The organism is Corynebacterium sp. 74A (genome assembly GCF_008930665.1).
GTDB classification, from domain to species: Bacteria; Actinomycetota; Actinomycetes; order Mycobacteriales; family Mycobacteriaceae; genus Corynebacterium; species Corynebacterium megadyptis.
Genome location: NZ_PQMG01000002.1, coordinates 395,501 through 408,500 on the forward strand (window position 1 = coordinate 395,501; position 13,000 = coordinate 408,500).

The 13,000-nt window shown below is 62.7% G+C and carries 12 protein-coding genes; 7 read left to right on the forward strand and 5 right to left on the reverse strand.

Going from position 1 to position 13,000, the window contains the following annotated elements:
* Positions 1–52: 52 nt before the first annotated feature.
* Positions 53–778, reverse strand: a complete 726-nt coding sequence (locus GBB11_RS04760) for a glycerophosphodiester phosphodiesterase family protein (RefSeq protein WP_151549384.1) — start codon at positions 776–778, stop codon at positions 53–55.
* A gap of 163 nt (positions 779–941) precedes the next feature.
* Positions 942–1,886: an L-lactate dehydrogenase gene (locus GBB11_RS04765; RefSeq protein WP_151529057.1), complete on the reverse strand. Its 945-nt coding sequence runs from the start codon at positions 1,884–1,886 to the stop codon at positions 942–944.
* A gap of 134 nt (positions 1,887–2,020) precedes the next feature.
* On the opposite strand from GBB11_RS04765, the gene GBB11_RS04770 reads away from it, so the two are divergent.
* Both GBB11_RS04770 and GBB11_RS04775 read left to right on the forward strand, forming a co-directional pair.
* On the forward strand, positions 2,021–2,686 hold the full coding sequence (locus GBB11_RS04770) for an HAD family hydrolase (RefSeq protein ID WP_151549383.1): 666 nt from the start codon (positions 2,021–2,023) through the stop codon (positions 2,684–2,686).
* A 12-nt stretch (positions 2,687–2,698) separates the two neighbouring features.
* A complete protein-coding gene (locus GBB11_RS04775; RefSeq protein ID WP_151549382.1) occupies positions 2,699–3,289 on the forward strand; it encodes a phosphatase PAP2 family protein in 591 nt (196 codons plus the stop codon).
* On the opposite strand, the gene msrA is transcribed toward GBB11_RS04775, so the two are convergent.
* Positions 3,286–3,939, reverse strand: a complete 654-nt coding sequence (gene msrA / locus GBB11_RS04780) for a peptide-methionine (S)-S-oxide reductase MsrA (RefSeq protein ID WP_151549381.1) — start codon at positions 3,937–3,939, stop codon at positions 3,286–3,288. The genes GBB11_RS04775 and msrA overlap by 4 nt on opposite strands.
* A gap of 224 nt (positions 3,940–4,163) precedes the next feature.
* Here msrA and GBB11_RS04785 point away from each other — a divergent pair, with 224 nt between their 5' ends.
* A complete protein-coding gene (locus GBB11_RS04785; protein ID WP_192795911.1) occupies positions 4,164–4,763 on the forward strand; it encodes a superoxide dismutase in 600 nt (199 codons plus the stop codon).
* A 126-nt stretch (positions 4,764–4,889) separates the two neighbouring features.
* Here GBB11_RS04785 and GBB11_RS04790 read toward each other — a convergent pair whose 3' ends face one another.
* Both GBB11_RS04790 and GBB11_RS04795 read right to left on the reverse strand, forming a co-directional pair.
* Positions 4,890–5,753, reverse strand: a complete 864-nt coding sequence (locus GBB11_RS04790; RefSeq protein ID WP_151549379.1) for a GDSL-type esterase/lipase family protein — start codon at positions 5,751–5,753, stop codon at positions 4,890–4,892.
* A 165-nt stretch (positions 5,754–5,918) separates the two neighbouring features.
* On the reverse strand, positions 5,919–7,184 hold the full coding sequence (locus tag GBB11_RS04795) for an aspartate kinase (protein WP_151549537.1): 1,266 nt from the start codon (positions 7,182–7,184) through the stop codon (positions 5,919–5,921).
* A gap of 226 nt (positions 7,185–7,410) precedes the next feature.
* On the opposite strand from GBB11_RS04795, the gene GBB11_RS04800 reads away from it, so the two are divergent.
* The 4 genes from GBB11_RS04800 to GBB11_RS04815 all read left to right on the forward strand — a co-directional run bounded on the left by GBB11_RS04800 (position 7,411) and on the right by GBB11_RS04815 (position 12,984).
* Positions 7,411–8,250 carry a DMT family transporter gene (locus GBB11_RS04800; protein WP_151549378.1) on the forward strand — a complete coding sequence of 280 codons (840 nt, stop codon included), beginning with the start codon at positions 7,411–7,413 and terminating at the stop codon, positions 8,248–8,250.
* A 294-nt stretch (positions 8,251–8,544) separates the two neighbouring features.
* Entirely contained in the window at positions 8,545–10,362 is a 1,818-nt protein-coding gene (leuA, locus tag GBB11_RS04805) for a 2-isopropylmalate synthase (RefSeq protein WP_151549377.1), read from the forward strand.
* 226 nt (positions 10,363–10,588) lie between these two features.
* A complete protein-coding gene (locus GBB11_RS04810) occupies positions 10,589–11,866 on the forward strand; it encodes an Nramp family divalent metal transporter (protein ID WP_151549376.1) in 1,278 nt (425 codons plus the stop codon).
* A gap of 68 nt (positions 11,867–11,934) precedes the next feature.
* The gene (locus GBB11_RS04815; protein WP_151549375.1) at positions 11,935–12,984 is read left to right on the forward strand and encodes a DNA polymerase III subunit epsilon; all 1,050 of its coding nucleotides are present in this window, start codon (positions 11,935–11,937) and stop codon (positions 12,982–12,984) included.
* The last annotated feature ends 16 nt before the right edge of the window (positions 12,985–13,000 follow it).

Below are 13,000 nucleotides of genomic sequence, written 5' to 3' on the forward strand. Positions count from 1 at the left end.
ACAAACATACCCGTTCGCCCCGGCGCGCCAGTTGTCTGCTCCCCAGTGGGTGTTAGGCCCGCGGCCCGCGGTTTACGACCTCGCGCGCCAGAGCGGGCACATTGGTGGCCAACCACTGCACGCCATTGTCGCGGCACACGGCCATCTCCTCGGGGTTGTCCACGGTCCACACATAGCTCGCCGGCGGCAGGGTGCCATTGTTGATGTGTTCGCGGGCTTTCCGCATAGCGAGACCAACCGAGGTGGGGTGAATCGTCTGCTCGCGAATGCGGTGATACCAGGCGTTGGGATCGTTGCGCAGGTAGATCCGGTCAAGCTCCGGTGCCAATTGCTGCATGCGGTTGATCGCGGATCCGGAAAAGGAGATCACGTGGATATAGGGGTCTGCTTCTAGGCGGCGGTAGCGGAGTGTTTTCACCAATTCTTCCTCCAGCATCCGGCCATAGCGCATGGGGTGTTTGCTCTCTATAAAGAGGTGCTTTCCGGGGTAATCCTCCATGATGTCAAGCAGTTCGTTGAGGGTACAGGGCCCGGAGGGGGCCGCCGCAGTGCCGAAGTTGTACCGGCGTAGCTGCTCTACCGTCTGGGTGGATACTCGGCCGCTGCCATCAGAGACACGATCCACGATGGGATCGTGGATACATACCAGCTCACCGCAGCGGGCCAGACGGATATCGCATTCCACCCCGTCCGCGCCCTGCACAAACGCCTCGGTGAAGGCTGTTGCGGTGAGCTCCGGATAGTCGGCGGATGCGCCTCGGTGCGCGATCACATACATTTTCTCGCTGCCTCCTGTATCAGTATCGCCCAGTGCCCGAGTGGCGGATCTTGTCGCCAGTTTTAGGATACGGGGCGTAGACGCAGAGCACCGGCCGTGCCCCGTGTACCCAGTTCAGGTGCGGGACAGGCCGGTGGTGATAAGGCGAGCAAGCGCTCTCTATTTAGAAGAAGTTCTGCTGTACCTCGCGCAGTGCATCAGCGGACTTGGTGAAGCGCTCCATCTCGTGCTCGTTGAGCTCGAGCTCGACCACACGGTTGATGCCGTTGCGGTTCACGATCGCAGGGGTGCCGATGTAGATGTCTTCTTGGCCGTACTCGCCTTGGAGCAGGGCGGAGACAGGCAGGGCCACATCCTGGTTTTGCAGCACCGCGCGGGTGATGCGGGCCAGTCCCATGCCGATGCCATAGGAGGTGGAGCCCTTGGCGTCGATGATGCGATAGGCGGCATCGCGGGTGTCTTCGAAAATCTTTTCCAGACGCTCTTCCAGATCTGGCTCCTTGGCCAGCTTCATTCGCATGGACACACCAGCGATGGTGGCGGAGGAGAGCACCGGCAGCTCGCTGTCGCCGTGCTCGCCCACAATGTAGGCGTGGATGGAGGTGGGCGAGCAGTCGTAGAGTTCACCGAGCATGTAGCGGAAGCGGGCGGAATCCAGCACGGTGCCGGAGCCGATCACGCGCTGCCACGGCAGGCCGGAGTACTTCCATGCGGCATAGGAAAGCACGTCCACCGGGTTGGAGGCGACCACCATGATGCCGTCGAAGTTGTTGGCCATCACTTCGTCCACGATGGACTTCATGATCTTCATGTTCTTGTCCACCAGCTGCAACCGGGTCTCGCCGGGCTTCTGGGCGGCGCCGGCGCAGATGACCACCATGGCGGCGTCTTCGCAGTCGGCGTAGGTGCCCTTGCTGACACGAGTGCGGGAGCTGGCCCAGACGACGCCGTGGTTAAGGTCCATGACGTTGCCGGCAAGCTTCTTCTCATCGATGTCGATGATGGCCAAGTGGTCCACCGTGCCCTGGTTCACCAGAGCGTAGGCATAGGCCACTCCCACGTCACCGGCGCCGATGAGCACAACCTTGTTGCCAACAATATCCTTCATTGTTTCATCCCTTGCGATGTTTGGTTTTTCGCTTTCAGCTGCCCATTGTGCCCGTTTGTTTTTGTTTTTGCCAGTATTTGGCAGCCTTTTTCCGCTGAAAGTGGGAAACCCCACAGCTTCTATACTGAGACACTATGCCCCGCTATGACGCCATCCTCTTTGACCTCGACGGCACGCTCGTCGATCACGACTCTGCCGCCCGCCACGCCGCCACCCGCCTGATCCAGCACTACGCCATGGAAGGCTCAGAACACGCCCTCATCGAGCGGTGGTTCCAGATCGAAAACGAGGAGTTCTCCCGCTTCGAACGAGGCGAGATCACCCATGCCCAGCAGCGCCTCAACCGCATGGCCCGCTTCTTTGCTACCCCGCTCAGTGAAGAGGAGTCGCGCCGGCGTTTCGAGGTATTCGCCTCCTTCTATCGTGAAGGCTGGCGCGCTTTCCCCGATGCGGCTGCAGCCTTGGCCCTCGCCGCGAACACTGGAGCAACGGTGGCCATTTTTACGAATGGCGCCCGCGACATGCAGGCGGGCAAGCTCGCTGTCACCGGCCTCGAGTCGGCGTCGATAAGCCTCATCCCCACCGCGGAACTCAGCTGCGCCAAACCCGATCCGCAGGCCTATCGGGAGGCGCTGGCGCTGCTTGGGACACCGGCAGAACGCGCGGTGATGATCGGCGATAACTACAACAACGATGTGCGTGCCGCCCGCGCCGCCGGCCTCGACGCCGTGCATGTTGCCGACCCCGCCGACCTACTGGAGCTGTTGCGCACCCACGTTCTCGGCGGAACGCGCCCGTAGTAGCCTTTATGGGTGCTTAGCTCAATCGACACAACATATCTTCAGTGGGGGCTGGATCACCGCTCCCCGACGCTCGACGCGGCGGTCACCGCTTTTAGCAATGTCGGCACGACCGCCCTGAGCCTGCCCGTGGCCACAGCACTCGCGTTTCTGCTCACTGCGGTGCTGCGCAGCTGGACTCCCGTGCTCACCCTCGCCCTAGCAGCGGCACTGTCGACGAGCACCACCACCATCATCAAGACACTGGTGGGGCGCACCCGGCCCGATTACGCCTTCGCAGTGCCGCCCTTCGAGTCCTCATATTCTTTCCCCTCGGGGCACACGCTCAACGCAACCGTTCTTGCTCTCGTGCTCGCCTATTTTGGCGGCCATGCGGTGCGCGGGCGCGTTGTTCGCATCCTCGTCTGGCTGGCCGCGCTGGGATATGCGCTGTGCATGGGCATCTCCCGAGTATTTCTCGCCCACCATTGGAGCACCGATGTGCTCGCCGGATGGGTCATCGGGGCGACCATCGCCGGTGTGGCGATCCTGCTGGTGGGGGTACTGAGCTGTCGCCGCGGCGGGCTGCCCCTGCCGCTGGCTCCGACCCACCCGGCGCGCTAGCCGCAGGCCACCCCCGTGGAGTGGACGGGGCAATAGCCCTCGGGGTTTTTGTGCAGATACTGCTGGTGATAATCCTCGGCCAAATAGTAGGCACCCGCGGGGGTATCGCTGAGCTGGGCCACCTCGGTGGTGACGGGACCAAACCCGGCCGCGGCCAGCTTCGGCCCATAGGCGGCGAGAAGCTCGCGCACGAGCTGCTCATCCTCGGCGGAATCCACAAAATAGGCGGAGCGATACTGGGTGCCCACATCATTGCCCTGGCGATAACCCTGGGTGGGATCGTGGGCCTCAAGGGTGGCGCTAATAATCTCCCGAGCGCTGATCCGCGCGGGATCGTAGACCACCTCCACCACCTCGGTGTGGCCCGTCCGGCCCGTGCATACCTCGCGGTAGGTCGGATTGGGAGTGAACCCTCCGGCATAACCCACGGAGGTGGAGTCCACCCCGTCGAGCTGCCACAGCAGTTTCTCCGCGCCCCAGAAGCATCCCATGCCAATGATGAGGCGCCGCTGCTCCGGCTTCCACGGTCCGGTGATCGGAGTGCCGAGAACCGCGTGGGACTGAGGGCACTCCAGCACGGGGGTAGAACCGCCGCGCAGCGCCTGGGCCTCGCTCACCATCTCAGGGGTGCGTGAAAATAGAAATCCCATAGTGCTAGCACTTTCTCTAGGGGGTAAGGGCGATGTCCTCTCGAGGGCCACGTGGGCACTCGACCCAATCTAGTCCCGTCGCCGCGTTCCTGCTGCGGTACCCCTGCCGGAGCCGGTTTTCTCAACCATTTTGTTGCGATATTCACATTCTCACCTATCATGGGTATCAATGCCACGGCACCGCGCCGTGGCTGTGAACGTAAAAACCACGAAAGGCTTTTATCATGACTTACACCCTTCCCGAGCTGGATTACTCTTACGACGCCCTCGAGCCGCACATCGCCGCCGAGATTATGGAGCTGCACCACTCCAAGCACCACGCCAACTACGTCAAGGGCGCTAATACTGCCCTCGAGAAGCTGGCAACTGCTCGTGAGAACGGCGAGATCTCTGCCGTGGTTACCGCCCTGTCCAAGGACCTCGCTTTCAACTTGGGTGGCCACACCAACCACTCCATTTTCTGGAAGAACCTCTCCCCCAACGGCGGCGGCGAGCCCACCGGTGAACTAGCAGAGGCCATCAACGCCGAGTTTGGTTCCTTCGAGAACTTCAAGTCTCACTTCTCCGCAGCCGCTCTGGGCCTGCAGGGCTCCGGCTGGGCAGTTCTCGGCTATGACCACATCGGTGAGCGCCTCGTGGTTGAGCAGATCACCGATCAGCAGGGCAACATCTCCGCTAACCTGACCCCGCTGCTCATGCTGGACATGTGGGAGCACGCCTTCTACCTCCAGTACAAGAACGTCAAGGCTGACTACGTTGAGGCCGTGTGGAACGTCTTCAACTGGGATGACGTTGCCGAGCGTTACGCCAAGGCAGCCAACTAAGGCCCATCACGCCTGCTAGTTCGTGGCCTCGCCCTCAGTGGGTGGGGCCACGTTCTGCGTTGTGTGGGCATAAAAAACTGCACGCCCGGTCGAGGCGTGCAGTGCTGTGGCTATGAAGCCGAGAACCTAGCGCAGGGCGGCGGCGATGCGCTGCGCCACGTAGCGGGAACCTGCCTCGCTGGGGTGCAGGCCCATGTTGTAGTTCGGGGTGGTGGTGTCGATGCTGCCAGAGACCCAGCGCTGCACATCGGGCACGCAGGTGTGGTGAGCGGCGGAACCGGCCTTGATGTCCACGAAGGTGGCGCCGGTCTGGCGGGCCGCCGCGATCTGGTTATCGCGGTTCCAGTTCTCCACATCGCGCAGCAGCGGCACCGGCACGCCCATCGGGACGTTGGGAACCACGTTCAGTGCGCAAAGCATGCCCGAGGTGGGCTCGGTGACCTGCAGCATGCCCGGAATGATGATCTGGATGCGCGGAGAAACGCGACGGATCTGATTCACGGCGTCATGAATATCCTTCAGGTAGGCGTTGTGCACGGCCTGGTTATCGAGGATATTCACGCCATCGCGCACACCGAAGCCACCGTAGTTATTCATGCCCGCGGCCAACACCACGGCGCGCGTGCCGGGGTGAATATCGCCGGCCTGGATGGCGCGGGCGACGCGCTGGGTGGCCACACGCGAGGTCTCGGCGACACAGGACCAGTCAGAGATCGGTGCCTTGGCAATCTGGCCGAGCAGGCGCGGCGCATTATTCGGGGCCTGCAGGCAGCCCTCGCGGGCGGGATAGCCGTTGTACACCTGCGGGTTCATCCCGCGCATGGCGTTGAGGATCTGATCCGGGTTCGCGGAGTAGGAATCACCAAAGTAGGCGATATTGCCCTGCGGGGCGGCGGCAGCCACTGGGGCAGCGCTCACGCCCACCACCGCGGCGGTGGCGACTCCCAACATAGCGGCGGTAACTTTCTTCAGACCTGTCGTGAATCCCACGGTAATTTTTCCCTTTCATGCGGCTCACCCTAGTTAGGTGCATTCTGCATGAGAATAACCTGAGCACCAGATAGCCCCAAAAACTTTTAACCCAGCTCACAGAAAAACCGCCCCTGGCAGCGGGTGCCAGGGGCGGTCGGACAGCGAGCGTGCCGCAGATCCTGTTTAGCGGCCAGTACCTGCGTAAACGATGGCTTCTTCGTCGCCGCCGAGCTCGAAGCGCTCGTGCAGAGCGCGGGCAGCCTCGGGGAGGTCGGCCTCGCGGACGAGCACCGAGATGCGGATCTCGGAGGTGGAGATGAGCTCGATATTTACTCCCACATCGCGCAGCGCCTCACAGAAGTCGGCGGTGACTCCGGGGTGAGACTTCATGCCTGCGCCCACTAGGGAGACCTTGCCCACTTGGTCGTCGTAGAGCACGTTCTCGTAGCCGGCACCGGCCTGCATCTTCTTCAGCAGCTCCATGGCGCGAGGGCCATCGGCGCGAGGGCAGGTGAAGGTGATGTCGGTCTTGCCGTCCTCGAGGGAGGAGACATTCTGCAGCACCATATCGATGTTGATCTCTGCATCCGCGATGACACGGAAGATGCGGGCGGACTCGCCCGGCAGATCCGAGATTCCCAAAACAGTGATCTTGGCTTCCGAGCTATCGGTTGCCACGCCAGTGAGTATTGCTTCTTCCACGGGAATATCCTCCATTGATCCGTCGACGAGGGTGCCAATGTCATTACTGTAGGACGAACGCACACGCAAGGGCACGTTGAATGCGCGGGCGTATTCGACGCTGCGCAGCACCAAGATCTTCGATCCCACAGCAGCCAATTCGAGCATCTCCTCGAAGGAGATCTTGTCTAGTTTGCGGGCATTGGGCACGATGCGCGGATCGGCGGTGTAGACGCCGTCCACATCCGAGTAGATTTCGCACACATCGGCCTCGAGCGCCGCGGCGAGCGCCACCGCAGTGGTATCGGAACCGCCACGGCCCAAGGTGGTGACATCGCGGGTTTCCTTATTCACACCCTGGAAGCCGGCAACCAGGCAGATCTTGCCCTGGCTGAGGGCCTCCTGCACACGCCCCGGGGTGACCTCGATGATGCGGGCATTGCCGTGCCGCTCCGTGGTGAGCACGCCCGCCTGGGAGCCGGTGAAGGACTGGGCCTTCGCACCGAAGCTCTCAATCGCCATGGCCACCAGCGCATTGGAGATACGCTCCCCGGCGGTGAGTAGCATGTCCATCTCGCGGGCCGGCGGAACGGGATTGACCTGCGCCGCCAAATCGAGGAACTCATCGGTGGTATCACCCATGGCGGAGCACACCACCACCACATCGTGGCCCTGCTTCTTGGTGGCCACAATACGTTCAGCAACGCTGCGGATACGCTCCGCACTCTCCAGAGATGATCCACCGTATTTCTGCACAATAAGTGCCACAGGTGCCGTCCTTTCCTTGGCATGAGGCCCCGCACCGTCTTTGCCGCGGGTCTGCGAGGCAATTTCTGCCGAAGTATTGGTTTTTCCGCACTCATCGTACATGGCGCCCATTGCAGGACACTATCGAGTTCACATTCACCCCCAGGGTGAGGATCGCACCACGCCAGCACCGCCACCCCGCGCGCCGCGACGGTTCCACGCCACCCCTAGCGATACTCTAAGTGCTGTGCCTAATACCCTGCTTGCCATTCTTTTTGCCACTGCCTCTGCGCTGACGATCGCATGGGGCACGGTCGTGCGGCACAATATCGCACTCGAGGCACCCGAGGGCCGGTCCATCGCCACGGCCATGCGCCGCCCCTTATGGTGGGCGGGCTCTTTTTCTGCGCTCGGCGCCTATGGCCTGCAGGTTGTGGCCCTCGGCTTCGGCACCCTGCTCGTAGTGCAGCCCATCCTGGTGCTCTCCCTCATGTTCACCCTGCCGCTGTCGGCCTACTACGACAAGCACCGGCTCACCTTCGCCGAAATGCTGTGGGCGGGCGTGCTCACCGTCTCCGTATCGGTGCTGGTGCTGCTGGGCCGCCCCGCCTCGGGCACCCCTGATCCATCGCTGCACCGCTGGCTGCTGGCCCTCGGCATCGGCGTGGTCGTTCTCGTCGGCCTCGACCGTTGGGCGCAACGCCAGATCCGCCGCGAGAAGGCCCTGCTGCTCGGCATCGTCACCGGCGCTGTTTTCGGCTATGTGGCGGTGCTATCTAAGGCCATCGCCGATATCTTCGTCCACAAAGGCGGGTTCTTCGGCATCCTCACCTCTTGGGAGCTCTATGCGCTGATCGCCTGCGCCACCATCGGCACCTTGGTGCAGCAGGTCTCCTTTAATGCCGGCGCACTCAAAAACTCCCTGCCGGCCATGAAGGTCGCCGAGCCCATCGTAGCCTTCATCTTGGGCTATGCAGTGTTAAGCGAATCCTTCCAAGCCAGCGGATGGCAATGGGCGTGGATGGCCCTCGCTCTGCTGGCCATGATTGGCTCCACCTTCCAGCTATCGCGGCTCGGAATCGACTAGTGCGCATCGCCCGTGCCAGCGGGCCGGCGCACACGCGAGTAGGCGTCGATAAGCGTGCATAGGCCCCCGATAGGGGGAACACTGAACTGGTTTTTCCCAAAGGATGGAACGTCGGTGCCCGAAAATACTGACGGATGCGGTAATGTGCCTCACATGATTCGCGGTAGTCAGGGATTCCTCCTCCTTAGTCGCCGCGGCGGGTGTTAGCGCTTAATTGTTCGTTGGCCGCCCCGTCGCGGAGTTTCAGGCGCGGCCAACATTCCCGAACACTGAGCCAAGAAAGCACCCATAGTTATGTCGATGAACGACACTTTCATCTCCGCCCCCACTGAAATCACCACCCCGAACGGCCCGCGTCGCGAGGGGCAGCCGGCATGGAATAAGCAGCGCAACTCCACCATGCCGAGTAAGCGCTACCAGCCCTATCACGTGGAAGTCGAAGACTTCTCGCTGCCGGACCGCACCTGGCCGGACAAGAAGATGACGGTGGCCCCGCAGTGGTGTGCCGTGGACCTGCGCGACGGCAACCAGGCCCTGATCGATCCGATGAGCCCAGAACGCAAGCGCCGCATGTTCGACCTGCTGGTGCGCATGGGCTACAAGGAGATCGAGGTGGGCTTCCCCTCGGCCTCCCAAACCGATTTCAACTTTGTGCAGGAGATCATCAAGGAAGACAAGATCCCCGATGATGTGACCATCCAGGTGCTGGTGCAGGCCCGCGAGCACCTGATCCGCCGCACCTTCGAGGCCTGCGAGGGCGCGAAGAACGTGATCGTGCACTTCTACAACTCCACGTCCATCCTGCAGCGCGATGTGGTGTTCCGGAAGGATAAGGAGCAGATCAAGAAGCTGGCCACCGACGCCGCTGAGCTGATCCAGACCATCGCCAAGGACTACCCAGACACCAACTGGCGCTGGGAGTACTCGCCGGAGTCCTATACCGGCACCGAGGTGGCCTATGCCAAGGAAGTCATCGACGCCGTCACCGACGTCATGCAGCCCACCCCAGAGAACCCCATGATCATTAACCTGCCCTCCACGGTGGAGATGATCACCCCCAATGTCTACGCCGACTCCATCGAGTGGATGGACCGCAACCTGAACCGTCGCGATTCCATCATCTTGTCGCTGCACCCGCACAATGACCGCGGCACCGGTGTCGCCACCGCCGAGCTGGGCTTCATGGCGGGCGCCGACCGCATCGAGGGCTGCCTCTTCGGCAATGGCGAGCGCACCGGCAATGTCTGCCTGGTGACCCTGGGCCTGAACCTGATGACCCAGGGCGTCGACCCGCAGATCGACTTCTCCGATATCGCCCACATTCGTCGCACGGTGGAGTATTGCAACCAGCTGCGCGTGCCGGAGCGCCACCCCTATGGCGGCGATCTGGTGTTCACCGCCTTCTCCGGCTCCCACCAGGACGCCGTGAACAAGGGCCTGGACGCCATGGCCGCCAAGCACCGCCCCGGCGCGACCCACACCGATGTGGCCTGGGAGGAACTGCGCGATATCACGTGGGAGGTGCCCTATCTGCCGATCGACCCGAAGGATGTGGGCCGCAACTACGAGGCCGTGATCCGCGTGAACTCACAGTCCGGCAAGGGCGGCGTCGCCTACATCATGAAGACCGACCACGGCATCAACCTGCCGCGGCCGATGCAGGTGGAATTCTCCTCCGTGGTGCAGGCCGTGACCGATTCCGAGGGCGGCGAGGTGAACTCGAAGTCCATGTGGGATATTTTCGCGAGCGAGTACCTGGATCGGGTGAGCCCGGTGGAGCAGATCTCGCTGCGCGTGGATAACGCCCAGTCCGATGGCGAGCTCTCGCAGGTGACCGCCAAGCTGGAGATCAACGGCGAGGAAAAGACCGTCTCCGGCCACGGCAACGGCCCTGTGTCCGCCTATGCCAATGCTCTCGAGCAGCTGGACATCAACGTCGAGGTGCTGGATTACTCCCAGCACGCCCGTACCGCCGGCGATGACGCCGAGGCCGCCGCCTTCGTCTACGCCGACGTCAATGGCCAGCAGGTGTGGGGTGTCGGCGTGGCCGGCTCTATCACCTACGCCTCGCTGAAGGCCGTGACCTCCGCGATCAACCGCGCCATGGCCTAGCCTCTCGCTCACTGACTCCCGAGCGCTCCCTGCGAGCCTCGGGAGTTTGTGCTGCGCGCTTATCGACGCCACCCTGCTGGCAGCTGCATTCTCTGCACCCCAGCGGATTCCGCCGTGCCACCTGCACTGGGGGTAGCTCACCTGCCGCGACGCACTCTCGCTACTTCTTACCCCTTGCTAGGATTGTGATCTAAACCACTCTCGATATCGAGCAAAGGAGGATCACATGTCCCGCGCTGACGCTTCCCCACCCACCACCGAGCCATCCGCAGATGGCCCCAACCCCGACGCCAGGTGGCGTGTGATCGGCCCTGGCCTCGTGGCTGCCGCCACCGGTGTCGGTGCCGGCGATCTTGTCGCCACCATGATTGCTGGGCAAAAATTCGGCTACACCCTCCTCTGGGCAGCCGTGGTGGGCGCGATCATGAAGATTGTGCTCGTCGAAGGCGTGGGCCGTTATTCTCTATCCACCGGCCACACGATCTATACCGGCTGGCGGCGCATTGGCCGCTGGACCAGCTGGTATTTCGCCCCCTACATCGTGGTGTGGGGGTTCGTCTATGGTGCTGCGGCCATGAGCTCCACGGCGCTGCCGCTGGCCGCGCTCTTTCCCGGCACCACTCTCACCTGGTGGGCGATCGGCACGGGCATTCTCGGATTCATCCTCACCTGGATAGGCCGCTACGAGTTCTTCGAAAAAATCATCGCCGTGCTGGTGGGACTCATGTTCCTCACCGTGGTCGGTATTGCCACGCTCTCCCTGCAACACCTGCCCGAGATCCTCACCGGGCTCATACCCCGCATCCCTGAGGGCTCGGGGGTCTACGTGCTCTCCCTCGCCGGTGGCGTCGGCGGCACCATCACCCTGGCCGCCTATGGCTATTGGTGCCGTGAAAAAGGCTGGCGCACTCCCGGCTGGATGAAAGTGATGCGGATCGATAACACCGTGGCCTATGTGGTCACCGGCATCTTCGTGATCGCCATGCTGATCCTCGGCGCCGACCTGCTCTACTCCGCCAATATCGCCGTCGAAAACGGCGACAAGGCCTTGCTGGGGCTCTCCGATGTGCTGGCGGATCGCTACAACCCGACCATCGGCACGATCTTTCTCATCGGCTTCTGGGCGGCCAGCTTCTCCTCGGTGCTGGGCGTGTGGAATGGCGTGTCCCTGATGTTCGCCGACTACATCGGCCACCTGCGCAAGCTCCCAGAGAACCACCCCTCCACCACCACCGGCGGCAAGTACTACAAGCTCTACACCCTGTGGCTGACCTTCCCGCCCATGCTGCTGCTCTTCCTCGGCCGCCCGGTGGTCCTAGTGCTGCTCTACGGTGTGCTCGGTGCGTTCTTCATGCCTTTTTTGGGCTTTACGTTGCTCATCCTGCTCAATACCGATGCCACCCCGAAGCAATGGCGCAACGGCTGGTTCGCCAACACAATGATGGCCATCATCTCGCTGGCCTTCGTGGCTATCTGCGTGAACCAGATCATGAGCTACTTCTAAAGACCACCGCCCCGCGCCCTGCACCTAGTCCGCGGGATCGGCGCGGTTGTGGTTTAGCATAGGAATCTATGAGCAACGGTAACCATCATCTGAGCCGCGAAGAGCGCAGGGCGCGTCGACAAGCCGAGCTCGAGCGGGCCCCCTTTGTGGTTGCCACGGTCCAGACCTCGGGTATTCACCCCGCGTCGGCGCGGATGGTTGCCATCGATTTGGCCACGTTCACCCCGAGCGGTGAGCTCGATGAGCACGTGCACCACGTGCTCAATCCCAAGGCGGATCCGGGACCGCCGCATCTGCACGGGCTGAGCAAGGAGGAGGTGGCGGCGGCCCCCACCTTCGCCGGAGTGGCGAAAAGTATCTGCCGTATGATCGACGGCCGTACCCTCATCACCTTCGACATGGCCCTCACCTGGGGTTTCATCGTCTCGGAATCGAAGCGGGCCATCGCCCATAACCGGCGCGCCCACGCCCCGAAGCAGCGGCGGCGGCGCGGCGGCAAGCGCAATCGCTCGAATTTCGGGCATGTGCCCAAGCCGGTGGCCCTCATCGACCTGCTCACCACCGTGCGCCGCACCGGCACCACGATCGAGGACGAGCGACTGCGCGGCGTGGCGCGCCAGTGGGGGCTATTCGACGGCTCCCCGCAGGCAACCCGCGAACGCGCCAGCGTCCCTGAAGCGGAGTTTTCCTTCGAGGCCACCCAGCTCACCTGGGATCTCTATGCGGCCATAGAGAATCCTGTGAGCTACCAGGCCGAGGAGTTGAAGGCGGATCGCTGCGGCCTGCAGCGCACGGTGCTGCGCGTGGATGCCGCCCAGGCCGACGCCGCCGCGGAGAACCCCGGAACGTATCAGCCGGGAGGCTCGCTGCAACCCGGCATGGAGGTGGTGCTCACCCCGCAGATCGAGCTGCCCGATACCGAGATCATTCAGGCCGCGCTCGATGCTGGGTTGAGCTACAGCGAGAAGCTGGGCCGTGGCTCCTCGCTGGTGATCTGCAATCACACCCAGGATCTCAAGGGCAAGGCGATGCACGCGCAGCGGAAGAATATTCCGCTCATGGCCGATACCGCTTTCGTCGAGCTGGCCCGTCAGGCCGCCAAAGAAACGGACAACTAGGCAGCCGGCTCAGCCC

Excerpts from the sequence above, each read along its gene's own strand:
- GBB11_RS04770 (WP_151549383.1), top strand. The coding sequence starts at position 2,021 with ATGCCCCGCTATGACGCCATCCTCTTTGACCTCGACGGCACGCTCGTC.
- msrA (WP_151549381.1), bottom strand. The coding sequence starts at position 3,939 with ATGGGATTTCTATTTTCACGCACCCCTGAGATGGTGAGCGAGGCCCAG.
- GBB11_RS04760 (WP_151549384.1), bottom strand. The coding sequence starts at position 778 with ATGTATGTGATCGCGCACCGAGGCGCATCCGCCGACTATCCGGAGCTC.
- GBB11_RS04785 (WP_192795911.1), top strand. The coding sequence starts at position 4,164 with ATGACTTACACCCTTCCCGAGCTGGATTACTCTTACGACGCCCTCGAG.
- GBB11_RS04765 (WP_151529057.1), bottom strand. The coding sequence starts at position 1,886 with ATGAAGGATATTGTTGGCAACAAGGTTGTGCTCATCGGCGCCGGTGAC.
- GBB11_RS04815 (WP_151549375.1), top strand. The coding sequence starts at position 11,935 with ATGAGCAACGGTAACCATCATCTGAGCCGCGAAGAGCGCAGGGCGCGT.
- leuA (WP_151549377.1), top strand. The coding sequence starts at position 8,545 with ATGTCGATGAACGACACTTTCATCTCCGCCCCCACTGAAATCACCACC.
- GBB11_RS04810 (WP_151549376.1), top strand. The coding sequence starts at position 10,589 with ATGTCCCGCGCTGACGCTTCCCCACCCACCACCGAGCCATCCGCAGAT.